This is a genomic window from Enterococcus sp. JNUCC 77, from assembly GCF_054819945.1.
Genome location: NZ_JBTHIG010000001.1, coordinates 1410592 through 1428636 on the forward strand (window position 1 = coordinate 1410592; position 18045 = coordinate 1428636).

Below are 18045 nucleotides of genomic sequence, written 5' to 3' on the forward strand. Positions count from 1 at the left end.
CTCTAATAGTTACAATCATAACAACAAAATTTTTTATCATAGAAAAAAGGATTTGAAGAGTATCTGCTCCCCAAATCCTATAGATTATTTATAATAAAATTTTTATTCTAACCTTTGACGTTCATTAACAACTAATTTGCCCGCTTTATAAACTTGGCTAACCAAGTTAGTTGCAAAAAAATACATCGGAAAATCAATATTTGCTGCATCAAAAATAGCAATATCCGCCTGTTTGCCAACATCCAAACTACCAACCTTTTCATTGCGAGCTACTGAATAAGCAGCATTAATGGTTACAGCATTAAACACTTGGATCGGCGTTAATTTCATTTGGAAACAGCCCAATTGCATAATAAACTGTAAATTGGCCGTCGGACAGCTTCCAGGATTACTGTCAGTCGTTAAAGTAATTGCCATTCCTTTTTCAATCATTTTTTTAGCAGGAGCAAAAGTATCTTCCATTAAACTAAAGGTTGTTCCTGGTAGCAAGTTCCCAATTACATTTGCCTCGCTGAGAAGATCAATATCTTCATCTTTAATAACCATTAAATGTTCTGCACTGACTGCATGCAAGTCAGCTGCGACCTTAGAACCCCCGATTGAAGCAATTTCATCTGCATGAATCCGTAATTTAAAGCCCAGTTCTTTAGCTGCTGATAATAAACGATAGGATTGTTCAGCAGTAAAAACATTACGTTCACAAAAAATATCACAGAATTCAGCTAAGTTCTCAGCTTTGACTTTTGACAACATTTCATCAATTACCAATTCAATAAAATCATCTGAACGATCTTTATATTCTTCCGGAATGGCATGAGCGCCCATAAAAGTTGAGACTAGCTCAATATCATGATCTTCATTTAATTGACGGGCAACTTTTAATTGACGTTCTTCTGTTTCCCAATTTAAGCCATAACCACTTTTAACCTCAACCGTCGTTACTCCATGAACTATCATCTCATTTAATAGATGTTCTGATTTTTGATACAATTCTTCAAAAGTTGCACTTCTAGTGGAGCGCACCGTGCTTAAAATACCACCACCAGCTGCTAAAATATCTAAATATGGTACACCATTTAATTTTTGTGAAAATTCATTTTCTCGACTACCACCATAGACCAAATGAGTATGGCAATCAATTAAACCAGGTGTTGCTAATTTTCCACTATAATCTACTATTTCAGTTGCTTTACCAATCAATGAAGCAGAAGGTTCACCAGCTGCCACTTCCAGAATTTTATCTTCTTTAATCGCGATATAACCGTGTTCAATTATTTGTGCCTCATCCATTTCAGCACCACGTAAAGGATGCCCCAGGTCATTAGGACAAAATATTTGGCTAAAATTCACTAATAATTTATCTGCCTGCATGTTTTTCTCTCCTCTTTTTTTCTTTTCCATTATCATCAATCACAGTCAAATTAATGTCAAATTTTTGTAAGCGCTTCTCTTGATTTCAAAAATTAAAAAATTCTTTTTGATTGACTCTTTATTGACTGTTTTTTTTATACTTAAAGTACAGCCATCAATTAACAGTTTTTCTAAAAATCAATCATTTTGACACTTAAGGAGGAAAAATAAATGGTCGATTATAAAGATATCGAAGCCGCGATGACCATCAAACTAGATGATATATTACCAGAAAAAACCATCTTTCATGAAGGTATTCGCCGAGCTCCTGATCGGGGCTTCCGCTTATCAAAAGAACAAACGGCCTTGGCGTTAAAAAATGCCCTACGTTACGTACATCCTAAATATCACGATGAAGTGATTCCCGAATTTTTAGAAGAATTAAAAAAACGTGGTCGTATTTACGGCTATCGTTGGTACCCAAAAGAAAGAGTTCATGGAAAACCAATTCAAGAGTATAAAGGAAAATGTACCGCTGCTAAAGCGATGCAAGTTATGATAGATAATAATTTAGATTTTGATGTGGCTCTCTACCCCTATGAATTAGTCACTTATGGAGAAACTGGACAGGTTTGTTCTAACTGGATGCAATACCACTTAATTAAAAAATATTTAGAAGTCATGACAGATGAACAAACTTTAGTATTAGAATCTGGTCATCCATTAGGTTTATTTAAATCAAAAAAAGATGCACCCCGAGTCATTATCACCAACGGTTTATTAGTTGGCGAATATGACAATATTGATGATTGGGAAATCGCTGAAGAAATGGGTGTCACTAATTATGGGCAAATGACTGCTGGAGGATGGATGTATATCGGACCGCAAGGTATTGTTCATGGTACTTTCAATACTTTATTAAATGCGGGACGTCTAAAATTAGGTATTCCTGATGATGGAGACTTGAGAGGAAAATTATTTATCTCATCTGGACTTGGTGGTATGAGCGGCGCACAAGGAAAAGCCGGAGAAATTGCCAACGCAGTTGCAATCATCGCTGAAGTAGATAAATCTAGAATTGAAACTCGTTTAAATCAAGGTTGGATTAGCAATCTTGCTGAAACACCCGCAGAGGCTATGCGAATTGCTAAAGAATATATTACTAAAAAAGAACGAACCTCAATTGCCTATCATGGAAATATTGTTGATTTGTTAGAGTATATTGATCAAAATAATATTCATGTCGATCTATTATCTGACCAGACTTCTTGTCACAATGTTTATGAAGGCGGCTATTGTCCTGCTGGTATTACCTTTGATGAGAGAACAGAATTATTAGCAACTGACAAAGAAAAATTTCATCAATTAGTTGACCAAACTTTAGCTCGTCATTATGAAGTCATTAAATCATTAGTTGCAAAAGGTACTTACTTCTTTGACTATGGGAATTCATTTATGAAAGCCATTTACGATTCAGGTGTAAAAGAAATTTCAAAGAATGGTATCGATGATAAAGATGGTTTTATCTGGCCTTCATATGTTGAAGATATCATGGGACCGATGCTGTTTGATTATGGTTATGGTCCATTCCGTTGGGTCTGTCTAAGCCATGATCATAAAGATTTAGTGGCGACTGACCAAGCTGCAATGGAGGTAATTGATCCAAATCGGCGTTATCAAGATCGAGATAATTATAATTGGATTCGCGATGCTGAAGAAAATCAATTAGTTGTTGGTACAGAAGCACGAATTTTATATCAAGATTGCATGGGTCGCATAAATATTGCCTTGAAATTTAACGAGATGGTGCGAGAAGGAAAAATTGGACCAGTTATGTTAGGACGAGATCATCACGATGTGTCTGGTACAGATTCACCATTTAGAGAAACTTCTAATATTAAAGATGGCAGTAATGTTTGCGCCGACATGGCCACGCAATGTTATGCTGGAAATGCTGCGCGTGGAATGACATTAGTTGCTTTGCATAATGGTGGTGGTGTTGGAATCGGAAAATCGATCAATGGTGGCTTTGGACTTGTATTAGATGGCTCTGAAGAAGTTGACGAAATCATCAAATCAGCCATCGCTTGGGATACGATGGGCGGAGTAGCTCGGCGTAGCTGGGCTCGCAATGAACATGCTATTGAAACTTCTATAGAATATAATAAAAATAATCAAGGAACGGATCACATTACAATCCCATATATTCCTGAAGAAAACAAAATTGCTGGGGCTGTGGCTAGTCTTTTTAAATAAGATAAAAAAGCTTTTTACCGAATTTTCATGGTAAAAAGCTTTTTTCTATTGATCCGCACTTACTTGCAGTAAAATTTTAGGTTCAATTTTAGTTTCTTTGTTAAATTCATGGAACGTGTGATTCACGGCTTTTAAAATTTCTCTTCTAGTAATAATTCCCTTGAACAATCCTTTTTCATCTAATACTGGTAAATAATTTGCATCTACTAAAAGATGTAAGATATCTTCCAAATCAGACTTTTCAGTGATCGTGCCAATATCTGTTTGCATCACATCAGCTACTGTAAATTGACTTAAATTATCGCTGTCAATTTCATCTAATTCCATCATTTTACTTACGACATCAGTCAGTGTTAATAAACCAACAAAACGATCATCTTTATCTAGGACTGGAATGGACGAATAACCAACTTGTGATAGTACCAGAAGAGCATGTTCTAAAGGGTTTTCCTTCATGACATTTGCGACATTATCAGCCGGAATCACCATTGTTTTCTTTTTGTTCATCATTAATTGTTCAATTTCAGGACTAATCATGAGGCTGCCTCCATTTCTACATCACTATTTTACCTAATTTTTTAGAAGAAAAGTGAATTTTTAAGTTTGATTAACTAAAAATTAGAAATTATTTGGACAAATGAACAGATAATTCCTCTACTGGCTTGTGTGCTCGATTAAAATAATCAACTTCGTAATAAGTCGATTCACTTGTAATAATCGCATAACTTGGAATTTGAATCGGTCCTCTTGGTTGGGAAATACTACCAGGATTTACAAATAGAATCCCTTTATCCATTTCAGCAACTGCTTGATGAATATGTCCAAACAAAGCAATATCAGCTTGTTTTTCAGCTGCCTGTAATGCTAAGGTCGTTAACCCAAAACGGACATTTGATTGATGTCCATGAGTCATAAAAATCGTATCAGAGCCGATTTTTACAATTTGTTCTGTTTTAAAACCAGGGTCAAAGTCACAATTTCCAGTTACGACGGTGAAATTTTTCCATAGTTCATCACTTGAAGGAAGCTCTGAATCACCACAATGAAACATGTGGTCCACTTTTCCTTTGTATCGATCAACTAATTGAACTAAAATATCTCGATCACCGTGATTATCACTAACTACTAAATATTTCATTTATTTTCCTCCAACCAATCCAACCAGACTTTTTCAAGCTTTGTGACTGCTTGGGCGCGATGGCTTAATTTATTTTTTTCTTCTTGACTCAATTCAGCCGCAGTCTTGTTTAATTCTGGAACTATAAACAATGGGTCATACCCAAACCCGTTATCTCCTCTTGGGATGCGACCGATTAAACCTTTCCAATCCGCTGAAACCACTAAACTTTCTTTTTTTGGTGCAGCAAATACCAACGTACAATGAAAGCGTGCAGTTCTTTGATCATCAGGAATTTCGGTTAATTCATGTAATAATTTTGCATTGTTAGCTGCATCATTCTTTTCTTCTCCCGCAAAACGTGCAGAATAAACTCCTGGCATACCATTTAAAGCATCTACAATTAGACCAGAATCATCAGCTAAAACAGGTTGTTGTAAAATTTGAGCGATTGTTTCAGCTTTTAAACGAGCATTTTCTTCAAAAGTATGACCAGTTTCTGCGACATCCGGTAAATCTGGATAATCTTTCAACGTTTTTATTTGATAACCTTCTTTAGCAAATAAAGCTTCAAATTCTTTTACTTTTCCCGGATTCCCAGTTGCAATGACAATCGTTTTGTCTTCGTTTAGGATAAACTCAGAGTACAAAGCTTCTTTTTGTAAAATAATTAATTCTTCAATCGCATTTTTTCCATGAAATAACATTGCGTTTAATTCTTCACCATTAAATGTTGCTTCTTCGCCGGTTCCTTGAATTTCAACAAATTGACCTTTTTCAGTCATCACTATATTCATATCAACTGCTGCGGAAGAATCTTCAACATAATCTAAATCGCTAACTACTGACCCATCTGGTAAAATGCCAACACTAATTGCTGCTAAATGTTCCATAATAGGGTCTTCTTTTAATTCACCGGTAGTCAATAATTTATTGATTGCTAATCTTAATGCAACAAATCCACCAGTAATACTAGCCGTTCTAGTCCCACCATCTGCCTGAATAACATCACAGTCAATGATAATGCTCCGCTCTCCTAGTTTTTCCAAATCTATTACAGCTCTCAAAGCACGGCCAATCAAACGTTGAATCTCCATGGTTCTACCAGACAATTTGCCTTTTGCACTTTCCCTACGGTTTCTAGTATTGGTTGCCCGTGGTAGCATACTGTATTCTGCAGTAACCCAGCCAGTCTCTGACCCTCTTAAAAAAGGTGGCACACTATCCTCTACTGTTGCCGAACAAATGACTTTTGTATCACCAAATGAAATTACTACCGAACCTTCTGGGTGTTTAAATACATTGGTTTCAATTTTTATATTTCTTAATTGATCTTGCTTTCGACCATCATGACGCATTAATTTTCCTCCTCATTAATCATCTAAACTAATATGTTCAACAATCAAATCACGTATATCCAACCATTCATCTGCAATCTCTTGAAACATTTTAGGTGATCCTGTTGTATAAAACTTACAAATTTTATTATCGTTCAAATCATAGTTATTTAAATCAAAATAATCGAGTAACGTACTCAAATCGTTGACAGTTTCAGCGCCTGAATCAATCATTGTTACCTTTTTACCCATCACATTTTGAATAATTGGTCGTAGCAATGGATAATGGGTACACCCTAAAATCAACGTATCTAAATACTTATTATGAAGCGGCACAAGTGTTTCTGCCACTACTTTTTTTGCAACTGGGCTTAAAAATTGATTACTTTCAACAATCGGTACAAATTTTGGACAAGCCAGGCTGGTAACTGAAACAGTTGGTGATTTTTCTTTTAATTCTTTTTCATAAGACATACTTTTCACCGTACCTAAAGTACCAATCACACCAACTTTTCCAGTTTGACTTGCTTTTAAGGCTGCTCGTGCACCTGGCTGAATCACGCCAATTACTGGAATATCTACTTGAGCTTTTATTTCTTCTAAAGCGACTGCTGTTGCAGTATTGCATGCAATGACTAATAATTTAATGCCTTGATCAATTAAAAAACGGGTCATTTGCCAAGTGAATTCGATGACTTGCTCTGCTGGCCGTGGGCCATAGGGACAACGTGCAGTATCTCCGAGATAAAGAATATTTTCATTTGGTAATTGACGTAAGGCTTCTTTAACAACAGTTAATCCGCCGACACCCGAATCAATAAAACCAATTGGCTGTTTATTTGACAAAATATTTAACCTCAATTTCAAAAATTTTCAACTATTGTTATTTTCCACTTTTTAACCGAATTTTTCAAGTCCTACGATAAAACAAAAAAAGCCTATCAAAAATGATAGACTTAATAGTTGTAATTTCTTTTTTCTAAATAACCAGATGCTAGGCTCAATAAGTAGCAAATCACAAAATACATAGCCGTCATAGCAAGAAACATTGGCACCACATAATTGGTATTTTCACCATAAATAATACGGGCATTGTGCAATAATTCTGGTAATGAAATAATGACAGCCAATGAAGTATCTTTAATTAACGAAATTAATTGACTTAAAATCGCTGGTAACATTGATTTTAATGCTTGCGGAAAAATTATAATAGTTAATGTTTGAAAATAAGTTAAGCCTGACGACATCCCGGCTTCTGTTTGTCCATCTGGTACAGCGTTTAACCCTGCTCGAAATATTTCTGATAACATTGCCGATTCAAAAATAGTCAGAGCCGCAACGGCTGCCCAAAAAATATTAAAAGCAATCCCAATTTGCGGTAAAGCGAAATAAGTAAAGAAAATAATTAATAATAAAGGTAAATTACGAATGATGTCTACGATAAGTCCGACAATCTTTGAAAGATAAGGAATACCACTGTAACGAATCGTCCCTAAAATACCACCTAAAATCATACTAAAAATAATTGAAAACACCGAAACTTGTACTGTTACCCATAAACCGTCCAGCAGGAATCGGATATTAATCCATGAAAAAGCTCCACTAAAATTCATTCATCAATTCCTCCTTTTCTAGACGTTGGCCCAATGCTTGTCTAAGTAATTCATCAAATAAGACAATGGCAAAGTTAGAACTAAATAAAAACAACCAACAATAATATACGTACCAAATGTATTAAAAGTCGTTGAGGCAATTAAGTCTCCTTGGTACATCAAATCTAAACCGGCTACCATTGCTAAAATTGATGAATTTTTAATCAAATTGATAAATTGATTTCCTAACGGTGGTACAACAATTTTAAAGGCTTGAGGTAAAACAATATAGCGCATTGATTCCCAATAAGAAAAACCAGAAGATAGACCAGCTTCTGTTTGTCCATAAGGAACTGTTTGAATCCCAGAACGAACAGTTTCAGCAATAAAAGCTGAAGTATAAATTGTTAAACCGATTGTTCCAGATTGCAAACCATCAAAGGGAAAGAAATAAAGCGGCGCCACTGTATAGAAAAACATCACGATGATTAGCAATGGAATATTCCGAAAGAAAGCAACATAAGCTTTAGCTAGTGAACTAACAATCTTATTTCCGGATAATTGAAAAATAGCCATCAACGTACCAATTACCAGACTAAAAATCAAAGCAACAACACTTGCAATGATCGTATATTTAAAACCACTGACAAAATCAGCTGAATAAGTATTAAATAAATCAAGCATTAAATTTTGCCCCCTTTGCTGCTTTCCCATCTGAATCATTAGGGAACCATTTGTCATAAATTTTGTCGTAGGTGCCATTATCATGCATGGTTTCTAATGCTTTGTTGACTTCATTTAAGAAATCATCTTGACCTTTATTAATGGCAATACCATAAGGTTCATTGGTAAAAGTTCCACCGACTAATTCATACTTATCATTTTCTGAAGCCATTCCTAACAAAATTGCATTATCAGTACTCATTGCTTGACCTTGTCCAGCTTGTAAAGCAGTAAAAGCTTCTGAATAGTTTTCTAACTCAATAATATTTGCTTCTGGTGCGGCTTCGCGAATATTTACTGCTGAAGTTGAGCCTTTTACCACTAACACAGTATCATCTGCTGTTAAACTGTCGACTCCCGTGATATGACTTCCTTTTTCAACTAATAATGATTGACCAGCTGAGAAATAAATATCAGAAAAGTTAACTTGTTCCAATCTTTCTTTAGAAATGGTCATCGTCGCAATGATTGCATCAATGTTCCCATTTTTTAATAAAGGAATCCGAGTTTTAGAAGTCACTTCGACGAATTCAGCCTTACCTTCATCACCTAAAATTTCCTTAGTAATTTGTTTTGCAATATCGATATCAAATCCTTGAACGGTCCGGTCTTTAATATTCATTAACCCAAACAAACGTGTATCATATTTGACGCCCCAATTAATTGTTGGCGTTTCATCAATCCGAGTGGCGATGTTTTCATCGGCAACACTTTGTCCACGACAACCGGATAAGAATAAAACAACCGCTAATCCAATAGCAATCAAAGAGGCAAATTTCTTAAATTTTGACATAAGTCACCCTCCTCTTAATGATTGATTACTTTTCTAACAAATTGTTGTGCTCGTTCATCTTTTGGCATTTCAAAGAAACCTTCCACATCTTTGGTATCTTCTAAAACTTCTCCATCTGCCATAAAAACAATCCGATCGGCTACTTCTTTGGCAAAGCCCATCTCATGAGTTACCACAATCATAGACATGCCATCACGAGCGATTTTTTTCATAACATTCAACACATCGCCAATCATTTCTGGATCCAGTGCTGAAGTTGGTTCATCAAATAAAAGTAGATCTGGGTTCATCGCTAAACCGCGTGCAATTGCTACCCGTTGTTGCTGTCCACCAGATAACATTGATGGATAAGAATCCTTTTTATCTAACATATCTACGCGATCCAGCATTTTTTCGGCTGCTTTAGTCGCTTCTTCTTTTGATTGCTTTAGGACTTTAATTGGCGCCAAAGTAATATTCTCCAACGCTGTTTTGTTAGGATATAAGTTAAAATGTTGAAAAACCATTCCTACTTTTGTCCGGATATCTTTTAATTTGACTTCCTTACTGTATAAATCTCTGTCTTCAATAAATAATTCACCAGAAGAAATTCTTTCCAATGCATTGATACAGCGTAGCATCGTACTTTTACCTGAACCAGAAGGACCGATTACAACCACCACTTCTCCTTTTTCAAAAGTTAAGTTGATATCTTTCAGGGCATGAAATTTCCCAAAATATTTATCTACATGCTTAAATTCCACCATTGACATGTCATCACAACTCCCAATCTCTTTTATATTAATTTTCTCTAATTTAAAATAGGCTAGTTCTCATTATATTCCACAAAATTTTAGTTTGTAAAGAAATAAATCCAAAATTTTTCAATATTCCGTCAAACTCCTACTATTTCCATGTTAGATTTAATTACATGGATGATGGTTTTATCAAACTTGAATTGTTGAATAAAAGTTGTCTAATCAACTAAAAAAGGTTACTATTTGATAGATAGCTCAAATTAGAAAGGTGATTAAATGAAAAATATTATTTTAACTGGTGATCGACCAACTGGACAATTACATTTAGGACATTATGTAGGTTCTTTGAAGAATCGTTTAATGATGCAAGATGATCCAAATAATAAATTGTATATCATGGTTGCAGACATGCAAGCTTTGACTGACAATGCGAAAAACCCTGAAAAAGTTTCTTCAAATATCTTACAAGTTGCGTTAGATTACTTAGCCATTGGATTAGATCCTGAAAAAATTACATTTTTGATCCAGTCACAAATTCCTGAATTGGCAGAATTGACGATGTACTACATGAATTTGGTGAGTGTTGGACGTTTACGCAGAAATCCAACGGTTAAAGCAGAAATTGAACAAAAGAAATTTGGTGAAAGTATTCCAACTGGATTCTTTGTTTATCCGATTTCTCAAGCTTCTGATATTACTGCTTTTAAAGCCAATTTGGTGCCCGTTGGTGAAGATCAAAAACCAATGCTAGAACAAACACAAGAAATTGTTCACAGCTTTAATCATACTTACAGTGAAGTTTTAGTTGAACCAAAAGGTGTCTTTCCTGCTAAAAATATGGGACGTTTACCAGGAATTGATGGCAATGGAAAAATGAGTAAAAGTTTAGGTAATGGCATTTATTTAGCCGACTCTGCTGAAACAGTCGCAAAAAAAGTAATGAGTATGTATACTGACCCTAACCATATTCATGTTGAAGACCCTGGCCAAGTAGAAGGCAACATGGTTTTCACTTATTTAGATGTTTTTGGAACAGATAAAGAAAAAATCGAAGAATTAAAAGAACATTACCGTCGTGGTGGTCTTGGCGATGTGAAAATCAAACGTTACTTGATCGAGGTTTTAGAAGCAGAATTAGGACCAATTCGCACGCGTCGTGAAGAATTTGCCAAAGATCCTGCTGAAGTGATGAACATTCTACAAAAAGGCAGTCAAGAAGCCCAAAAAGTTGCTGCCAATACTTTATTGGAAGTCAAAAAAGCAATGGGAATTGCTTATTTCAGTTAAGCAAAAAACTGTTTCTGCTAAGCAGAAACAGTTTTTTTAATTAGCCTCACAGGCAACTTTTTGCAAGACTTTAGTAAAAGCAGCATCCTCATTAAAAGGATGAAGATAATCAAATATTTCTCCACCAGCCTCCATAAAATATCCCCGATTCTCAACTTCAATTTCTTCTAATGTCTCTAAACAATCGGATACAAATCCTGGTGTAACTACAAGGATCTTTTTGACTTTCTGACTCGGTAAAGCATTTAACGTTTCACTAGTAGCCGGTCTTAACCATTCACCTGGACCGAATTTGGATTGATAAGTATGGGCATATGGCAGCTCTCCCAGACATTTCAAAAGTAAACGGGTAGTCTCTTGGCATTGTTTCTCGTAGGGATCACCCTTTTTTATTTCAGAAACTGGTATGCCATGGTAAGAAAATAGAATCATGTCGTAATCATTTTTTTCCCATTGCTTTTTTATGTTTTCAGCTAATAAATTCAAATAATCTTGATTGTCATAAAAATGGGCGATTGCTCGTAAATTGGGTTGTTTACCCTGATCTTTGAAATAGCGGTTGATTTGATCATAAATTGGTGCAACAGTTGTATTTGAATATTGTGGATACAAAGGTAAAACAGTTAAGTCAGTGACTCCTTTGGCTAGCATTTCATCTAAAACTCTTGCTATTTTCGGTTCGCCATAAGTCATTGCAAAATGAACTTGCTGATCAGGAACTAGCTCTTGTAAAAGCTGTGCCTGCTTTTTCGTATAAAAAAATAGTGGTGAGCCTTCATCAGTCCATATGCTTTGATAAAGTTTTGCTGATTTTTTGGGCCTTGTTTTTAAAATAATTCCATGTAAAATTGGTAACCAAACAGCACGTGGCAGTGAAATAACTCGTCGATCACTTAAAAATTGTTTTAAATAGCGACCTACCGCTTCTGCTGTTGGTGCTTGTGGCGTTCCCAAATTCACCAATAATATCCCTTTTTTCACATTAAACTCCTTTTAAAAATAAATATATTCCATGATACCATAATTTTATCTACAAAAAAACTATTGCCTAAACAGGCAATAGCTTTCAAATTTATTTTAATGATAGAAATCAAAACGACCTTTAGCAAAAACTTCTTTCAAACCACCTGTTTTTAATAGTGAACGATCGGCAATTACTTTTTTCATAACTGATGCTGGGTAAGCCGTCATTTCAGCTTTACCAACTAAACCAAGAGCATGGGTATTGCCGATTGATGCAACTGAACCCAATGATTTAAATGAAAATGGCGTGCTTGCTTTTCCGCTCATTTGATTTAATATGTCTTTTCCGGCATAATGCCCCATCTTCAAAGCTATTTGCGCTGTTGTTGGATATGGACGATTACTAGCTGGATCCATTACAGCCGCTACATCTCCAAGAATATAGACGTTGTCATAGGTTGGATCGGTTAAGTTTGGTTTTACCATAACTCGTCCACGTCGTTCTTCAAAACCAGATTCTCCGACAATTTTATTACCACTTACACCTGTTGTCCAAATGATTGTTTTGGCATGAAGAGATTCTAAATCACCATCTTTACCATTTTGATAGACGACTTCATTTGGTCTTACTTCTTTAATCATTTTACCGGTCATTAGTTTTACGCCCCATTTTTTAAAATGGTTAATTGCATATTGACCTAATTTGTCACTAAACATTGGTAAAATTTTATCAGCTGCTTCAACATTATAAATTTCGATTTGTTCTGGTTTAACACCAGCAATCTCAGCGAAATGTTTCGTATTTTCAACTAGTGAACCAACTAATTCAATTCCAGTAAAACCGGCGCCACAAACAACAATGCGTAAATTTGCTTCATCTTTACTTGTTTTATATTCTTTTAATTGTGCTTCAATATGTTCATAAACTTTAGCAGCTGTTTTTACATCCACCATTTCTAATGCATTCACATCCGCACCAGGAATACCAAATGTTTCAGATTGAAAACCTAAACCGACAATCAGATAATCATAATTCAAGCTTTGACCATCTGTTAACAAAACGGATTGTTCATCAGCATTGATTTTTTCGACTGTCTTTTGAAGGAAAGTTGTTTTTTTAGGGTTCACCACATCCATGATTGGATAACTAATTTTTTCTCCTGATTGTGTCCCTGCAGCTACCTCGTGCAAAGCGGTTGATTCATAGTGGTAGTCATTGCGATCCACCAAAGTAATATGAATATCTGCTGAAGATTTTTGTAATACATGCAGTGCGCTTAAGCCAGCGTATCCTGCTCCTAAAATAACGATTTCTTTCAATTTAAAGACCTCCTATAAGATTAAATAAAAATAATTGCGAAAGTTACAACCTGAGCCAAAGCACCAACTGCTAGGATGCGAATGGCACAAATAAAGGTTTCTGTTTTAATTTGTTTTTTCCGAAATAATGCGACCTGTTTATACACAAATGGCAAAATTAAAAAAGTTAGCAAAAATGTCCATGGTGCAATTTGAAAAACGACTGCTAAAACGATACTTAAGAAAGCAATCACATTCATCCAAGTAAAAAGTTGAATTGCCCTTGGTTTTCCTAAATAATGAACGAGTGTAAAACGATTATTATTTTCATCCTCTTCCAAATCACAAATATTATTGGCTAACATTAGATTTGCAATCCACAACGTATTCGGTAGAGAAATCAGAAAAATACTCGCCAATGTCACAATATTCCATTGGAATATTTGATATGTGTTTAAATAAACACAAAGCAAACTAATCATAAAGCCCATAGTAAACCCAGAAAAAAACTCACCGAGTGGCAAGCTTGATAAAGGTCGTGGACCTGAGGAATAAAAAACACCAACAAAATAACAAAAGACACCCATTAATAAAAAGGGCCAGCCAACAATCATTGCAATCACTATTCCTAATAACGCAGAAAATATAATCATTGCAATCATCATCCAAAATACCAGACGCACATTTAATTTTTCTCGACCAATGATATTTGTCTTCTCTCGATAGTCATGAATTTCACTGGCGTGATGATAATCATTATAGTTGTCTAAGATGTCAACGGCCATGTTAAAAACAAACATCGAAATAAAAAATAAAAGTACCAAACCTAAATGAAGTGATCGATAATTATACCAGCTAAAACAAATCCCAATAAAAAAAGGCATTACACTTGCTGTTTTTGCTTTAATTTCGACTAATTCCAAAAAAACGGCTAAACTCATTTCTTCCTTCTTCCTATCAAACTTTCTTCTACATTATGCCTGTTTTTGTCAATTTCTTCAAAAACTATGCTCCAAAAAGCTGGTCAAAAGTTAATATTTTCTGAAAACTTACCATATTTCAATTAAAACTTAATCTAATCCAGATGGTTCTAGTAGTTTTTCTCTTTGAGATAAGCTAAAATGAAAAACGAGTCTAAAAGAAAAAGGAGTAAACATGTTAGATTATTGGAAAGATTATCCTAATCTCCAGCAAAAACTTACCTTAGTTCAAGATTTAATGGCTGAAAGATTAGTAATTCAAAATAAAGAAATAGAAGGTGCTATTCAAGCTTTTAGTACAAAAGGCGGAAAATTAATTCGACCAGCGCTCTTCTTTTTATTTGCAGAAATTGCTCATGGAGAAGTTTCTGATGAAAAATTCGTAAAAATTGCTGCTTCGTTAGAGTTATTACACTCAGCTACTTTAGTTCACGATGATATCATTGATGATTCTCCTACTCGTCGTGCGCTGCCAACGATCCAATCACAATTTGGCAAAGATATCGCAGTTTACACGGGAGATTTTATCTATACAATTTACTTTGAACTATTGGCGGAAACAATGACAGGCACCCCATTTCTAATGAAAAATGCCAAATCAATGAAAAAAATTTTACAGGGTGAACTCCATCAAATGTCATTAACTTATCAAAAAGATCAAAGTATTTGGCAGTATTTAAAAAGCATCAATGGAAAAACTGCCGAACTCATCAGTTTAAGCTGTTGGGAAGGTACTTATTTTGGTGGTGCTGATCTTGTCACTCAAGCACGAGCTAAAAGAATTGGCAAAGCGATTGGCTTAGCCTTCCAAGTCTATGATGATATTTTAAACTTTTCATTGGATTTAGGAAGTGATGAAAAACCAATTTTGACTGATGTTGTTCAAGGGATTTATACCTACCCTTTGTTAGCAGCCAAAAATAATTCACCGGAAAAAATAAATCCTTATTTAATCCATCCTGAAAATCTATCTATTAAAGAACGAACTGAATTAGCTGAGTTAGTCGCTGAAACTGGTGGCTTAGAAGATGCCTTGATTTTTGCCGAAAAGTTAACTGAAAAAGCTATTCGAGAAATTGATTTACTGCCAGAATCGGCTTCCAAAGAAACTTTGAAAAGTATTACTGTTGATTTATTGCATCGTGCTTATTAAAAAACGTTGTCTGCTAAGACAACGTTTTTTTATTTAGCGAATGACTACCGCAAATTTATCTGTTAACGTTTTTTCAATTCTCACCATAAAACTATTAATTTCTTCATCTGTCAGCGTTGCTTCAGCATTTACATAAGTTAAACTGTAGGCCACCGATTTTTTACCTGCCTCAATATTTTCTCCTTGATAAACATCAAATATTTTAATATCCGTCAAGAAACGATTAGCAGATTCTCGAATAGCAGCAACAATGTCTCCATTTGAAACAGTTTCATCCACTAGCATAGCAATGTCACGGCTTACTGCAGGATATTTTGAAACAGTCTGATAAACTAGAGCTGGTTTTTCTACCTCAACTAAAGCTTCAAAATTCAGTTCCATCACAAAAGTTGCTTTTAAATCATGGGCTTTAGCTAAACTAGGATGAACTTGACCAATCAAACCAATTTTTTGATCATCTAAATAAATCAATGCAGTTTGACCAGGATGCATTTCTTTTAAATCACTGGTTGCTTGATAGCTAATGCGATTTTTTAAGTTTAATGCTTTTACTAGATTTTCTAATAATCCTTTGATTTGATAAAAATCAACTGATTCTGCTGTTTCTTGCCAAGATTTTTCTATTTTATCACCTGTAATAGCAAAGGCTAGATGCTTTTCTTCTTTTGGTAAATCTTTTTTGGGGTCATTGTCTTGATAAAAGACCCGTCCAAATTCATAAAAAGCCAGATCTTTACTTTTTCGAGCAGTATTGTAAGCTAAATCTTCCAATAATCCACTAATTAAATTCATCCGTAAAGTAGACCGTTCTTCACTCATTGGAAATGCTAATTCAGTCACTTTACTCTTTCTGAGCATAAATTGTTGTGCTTTTTCAGCAGTCGTTAAAGCATAACTAATCGCTTCTGATAAGCCACTACCTTCTAAAATACCACGAACTTTTCTAGTCAACTTTTGTTCATGAGTTAAAAAGCCAGCTACTGTCTGACCACTAGGTAATGTTGACGGAATATTATTGTAACCGTAAATACGAGCAACTTCTTCCATTAAATCCGCTTCAATTTTAATATCCCAACGGCGTGGAGGCACACTCACAGCAATTGTTTCACCTAATTCTTCATAAGAAAAATCTAACGCAGTGAAAACTTGATTGACTTGAGCTTGTGTTAATTCTGTCCCTAAAAATTGATTAATATGTTTCAAAGTTGTTGTCACTTCAATATTTTCAGGATGTACCTGACTGCCTTTAACAGAACCTTTTAAAATAGTTCCGCCAGCCAAATCTACCATCATTTGAGCAGCGACTTCGCCTGCTAAAGAAATTTCTGCTTGATTGATCCCTTTTTCAAAACGCATTGAAGATTCACTGCGTAAATTATATGTTTGTGAGGTCCGGCGAATTGAAGTGCTATCAAACATCGCGGATTCTAAAGCTACTGTCGTTGTTGTATTAGTGATTTCAGAATCTAATCCTCCCATCACACCAGCTAATGCTACAGGTTGTTGTCCATTAGTAATGACAATATTATTTGGTGAAAGTTTTCTTTCCACACCATCTAAAGTTGTTAACAGCTCATCTTGCTCTGCTCGGCGCACCAAAATTTCTTGACTGCCTAATTTATCATAATCAAATGCATGTAAAGGTTGACCAAATAATAGTAAAATATAGTTGGTAATATCTACCACATTTGAAATCGGACGAATACCTTCGTTCATTAAACGGTTTTGCAACCATTGTGGACTTGGGCCAATTTTTACATTTTCGATTACACGAATTTCATAATGAGGTGCATCTGCTTGATCAGTCACCGTTACTTTAATTTTTTCACTGGTTGCTTGTTCGCCTTCAACTAATTTTACCTCTGGAAAAACAGCTTTTTTGTTGTAAATTGCTGCAACTTCATGAGCAACACCACGAATACTTAAGGCATCTGCCCGATTTGGTGTGATGGAAAGATCAATAATTGTGTCATCCATTTCTAAATAAGGAAAAACTGGTTCGCCAACAACTGCTTCAGCAGGTAAAAAATAAATCCCGTCAGCAAATTCTTTAGGAATTACTGATTCGCTGTAACCAACTTCTTGTAAAGAACAAATCATCCCATTTGAAACTTGACCACGCATTTTACCTTTTTTAATTTTAACATTGCCAGTAATTCTTGAACCTGGTAAAGCAACAATCACTTTGACTCCGGCTTTAATATTCGGTGCACCGCAGACAATTTGAGACAATTCTGCTTCACCAATATCCACTTGGCAAATCGATAAGTGATCAGAATCAGGATGAGGAATACATTCTTTAACATCCCCTACCACAATTTTTTTCAAACCAGTTTCAGGTTGATGTAATCCCTCTACTTCAATTCCTGTTAAAGACAAGTGATCAGCTAAATCTTTTGGGTTAATATCTTTAATATTTACGTATTCATTTAACCATTTATAAGAAACTAACATTATT

The 18045-nt window shown here is 35.1% G+C and carries 16 protein-coding genes; 3 read left to right on the plus strand and 13 right to left on the minus strand.

All coding sequences use genetic code 11. From position 1 onward, the window contains the following. Positions 1-102: 102 nt before the first annotated feature. Positions 103-1371, minus strand: a complete 1269-nt coding sequence (gene hutI / locus ACVWNY_RS06990; protein WP_454071186.1) for an imidazolonepropionase — start codon at positions 1369-1371, stop codon at positions 103-105. 210 nt (positions 1372-1581) lie between these two features. Here hutI and hutU point away from each other — a divergent pair, with 210 nt between their 5' ends. Further along, positions 1582-3606 carry a urocanate hydratase gene (hutU, locus tag ACVWNY_RS06995; RefSeq protein WP_218325197.1) on the plus strand — a complete coding sequence of 675 codons (2025 nt, stop codon included), beginning with the start codon at positions 1582-1584 and terminating at the stop codon, positions 3604-3606. A gap of 45 nt (positions 3607-3651) precedes the next feature. Here hutU and cbpB read toward each other — a convergent pair whose 3' ends face one another. From cbpB to ACVWNY_RS07035, 8 genes are all read right to left on the minus strand, one after another. Next, the gene (gene cbpB / locus ACVWNY_RS07000; RefSeq protein ID WP_218325196.1) at positions 3652-4143 is read right to left on the minus strand and encodes a cyclic-di-AMP-binding protein CbpB; all 492 of its coding nucleotides are present in this window, start codon (positions 4141-4143) and stop codon (positions 3652-3654) included. Positions 4144-4231: 88 nt separating this feature from the next. Next, entirely contained in the window at positions 4232-4744 is a 513-nt protein-coding gene (locus tag ACVWNY_RS07005) for a metallophosphoesterase (protein ID WP_218325195.1), read from the minus strand. After that, on the minus strand, positions 4741-6081 hold the full coding sequence (gene rph, locus ACVWNY_RS07010; protein ID WP_438719982.1) for a ribonuclease PH: 1341 nt from the start codon (positions 6079-6081) through the stop codon (positions 4741-4743). The genes ACVWNY_RS07005 and rph overlap by 4 nt, the downstream gene beginning before the upstream one ends. A gap of 15 nt (positions 6082-6096) precedes the next feature. Then, on the minus strand, positions 6097-6906 hold the full coding sequence (gene racE / locus ACVWNY_RS07015) for a glutamate racemase (protein ID WP_218325193.1): 810 nt from the start codon (positions 6904-6906) through the stop codon (positions 6097-6099). Between the two features lie 110 nt (positions 6907-7016). Beyond that, complete coding sequence (locus tag ACVWNY_RS07020) at positions 7017-7673, minus strand: amino acid ABC transporter permease (RefSeq protein ID WP_218325192.1); 657 nt, start codon at positions 7671-7673, stop codon at positions 7017-7019. Positions 7674-7691: 18 nt separating this feature from the next. Further along, entirely contained in the window at positions 7692-8336 is a 645-nt protein-coding gene (locus ACVWNY_RS07025) for an amino acid ABC transporter permease (RefSeq protein ID WP_218325191.1), read from the minus strand. Next, a complete protein-coding gene (locus tag ACVWNY_RS07030; RefSeq protein WP_218325190.1) occupies positions 8329-9168 on the minus strand; it encodes a transporter substrate-binding domain-containing protein in 840 nt (279 codons plus the stop codon). Before ACVWNY_RS07030 ends, ACVWNY_RS07025 begins: the two co-directional genes overlap by 8 nt. 14 nt (positions 9169-9182) lie before the next feature. Continuing rightward, entirely contained in the window at positions 9183-9920 is a 738-nt protein-coding gene (locus tag ACVWNY_RS07035; RefSeq protein ID WP_218325189.1) for an amino acid ABC transporter ATP-binding protein, read from the minus strand. Positions 9921-10181: 261 nt separating this feature from the next. Here ACVWNY_RS07035 and trpS point away from each other — a divergent pair, with 261 nt between their 5' ends. Then, positions 10182-11192: a tryptophan--tRNA ligase gene (gene trpS / locus ACVWNY_RS07040; protein WP_218325188.1), complete on the plus strand. Its 1011-nt coding sequence runs from the start codon at positions 10182-10184 to the stop codon at positions 11190-11192. 36 nt (positions 11193-11228) lie between these two features. On the opposite strand, the gene hemH is transcribed toward trpS, so the two are convergent. The 3 genes from hemH to ACVWNY_RS07055 all read right to left on the minus strand — a co-directional run bounded on the left by hemH (position 11229) and on the right by ACVWNY_RS07055 (position 14395). Then, complete coding sequence (gene hemH, locus ACVWNY_RS07045) at positions 11229-12173, minus strand: ferrochelatase (RefSeq protein ID WP_454071187.1); 945 nt, start codon at positions 12171-12173, stop codon at positions 11229-11231. Positions 12174-12269: 96 nt separating this feature from the next. Beyond that, positions 12270-13475, minus strand: coding sequence for an NAD(P)/FAD-dependent oxidoreductase (locus ACVWNY_RS07050; protein WP_438719979.1), 1206 nt, complete (start codon positions 13473-13475; stop codon positions 12270-12272). Between the two features lie 20 nt (positions 13476-13495). Beyond that, positions 13496-14395, minus strand: coding sequence for a prenyltransferase (locus ACVWNY_RS07055; RefSeq protein WP_218325185.1), 900 nt, complete (start codon positions 14393-14395; stop codon positions 13496-13498). A 214-nt stretch (positions 14396-14609) separates the two neighbouring features. On the opposite strand from ACVWNY_RS07055, the gene ACVWNY_RS07060 reads away from it, so the two are divergent. Next, the gene (locus ACVWNY_RS07060) at positions 14610-15587 is read left to right on the plus strand and encodes a polyprenyl synthetase family protein (RefSeq protein WP_218325184.1); all 978 of its coding nucleotides are present in this window, start codon (positions 14610-14612) and stop codon (positions 15585-15587) included. Positions 15588-15620: 33 nt separating this feature from the next. On the opposite strand, the gene pheT is transcribed toward ACVWNY_RS07060, so the two are convergent. Beyond that, positions 15621-18041: a phenylalanine--tRNA ligase subunit beta gene (gene pheT / locus ACVWNY_RS07065; protein ID WP_218325183.1), complete on the minus strand. Its 2421-nt coding sequence runs from the start codon at positions 18039-18041 to the stop codon at positions 15621-15623. Positions 18042-18045: the final 4 nt, after the last annotated feature.

What these genes read in the sequence shown, in the direction of transcription:
- hutI (WP_454071186.1), bottom strand. Translation starts at nt 1,371, where the DNA reads ATGCAGGCAGATAAATTATTAGTGAATTTTAGCCAAATATTTTGTCCT.
- hutU (WP_218325197.1), top strand. Translation starts at nt 1,582, where the DNA reads ATGGTCGATTATAAAGATATCGAAGCCGCGATGACCATCAAACTAGAT.
- cbpB (WP_218325196.1), bottom strand. Translation starts at nt 4,143, where the DNA reads ATGATTAGTCCTGAAATTGAACAATTAATGATGAACAAAAAGAAAACA.
- ACVWNY_RS07005 (WP_218325195.1), bottom strand. Translation starts at nt 4,744, where the DNA reads ATGAAATATTTAGTAGTTAGTGATAATCACGGTGATCGAGATATTTTA.
- rph (WP_438719982.1), bottom strand. Translation starts at nt 6,081, where the DNA reads ATGCGTCATGATGGTCGAAAGCAAGATCAATTAAGAAATATAAAAATT.
- ACVWNY_RS07020 (WP_218325192.1), bottom strand. Translation starts at nt 7,673, where the DNA reads ATGAATTTTAGTGGAGCTTTTTCATGGATTAATATCCGATTCCTGCTG.
- ACVWNY_RS07025 (WP_218325191.1), bottom strand. Translation starts at nt 8,336, where the DNA reads ATGCTTGATTTATTTAATACTTATTCAGCTGATTTTGTCAGTGGTTTT.
- ACVWNY_RS07030 (WP_218325190.1), bottom strand. Translation starts at nt 9,168, where the DNA reads ATGTCAAAATTTAAGAAATTTGCCTCTTTGATTGCTATTGGATTAGCG.
- ACVWNY_RS07035 (WP_218325189.1), bottom strand. Translation starts at nt 9,920, where the DNA reads ATGTCAATGGTGGAATTTAAGCATGTAGATAAATATTTTGGGAAATTT.
- trpS (WP_218325188.1), top strand. Translation starts at nt 10,182, where the DNA reads ATGAAAAATATTATTTTAACTGGTGATCGACCAACTGGACAATTACAT.
- ACVWNY_RS07055 (WP_218325185.1), bottom strand. Translation starts at nt 14,395, where the DNA reads ATGAGTTTAGCCGTTTTTTTGGAATTAGTCGAAATTAAAGCAAAAACA.
- ACVWNY_RS07060 (WP_218325184.1), top strand. Translation starts at nt 14,610, where the DNA reads ATGTTAGATTATTGGAAAGATTATCCTAATCTCCAGCAAAAACTTACC.
- pheT (WP_218325183.1), bottom strand. Translation starts at nt 18,041, where the DNA reads ATGTTAGTTTCTTATAAATGGTTAAATGAATACGTAAATATTAAAGAT.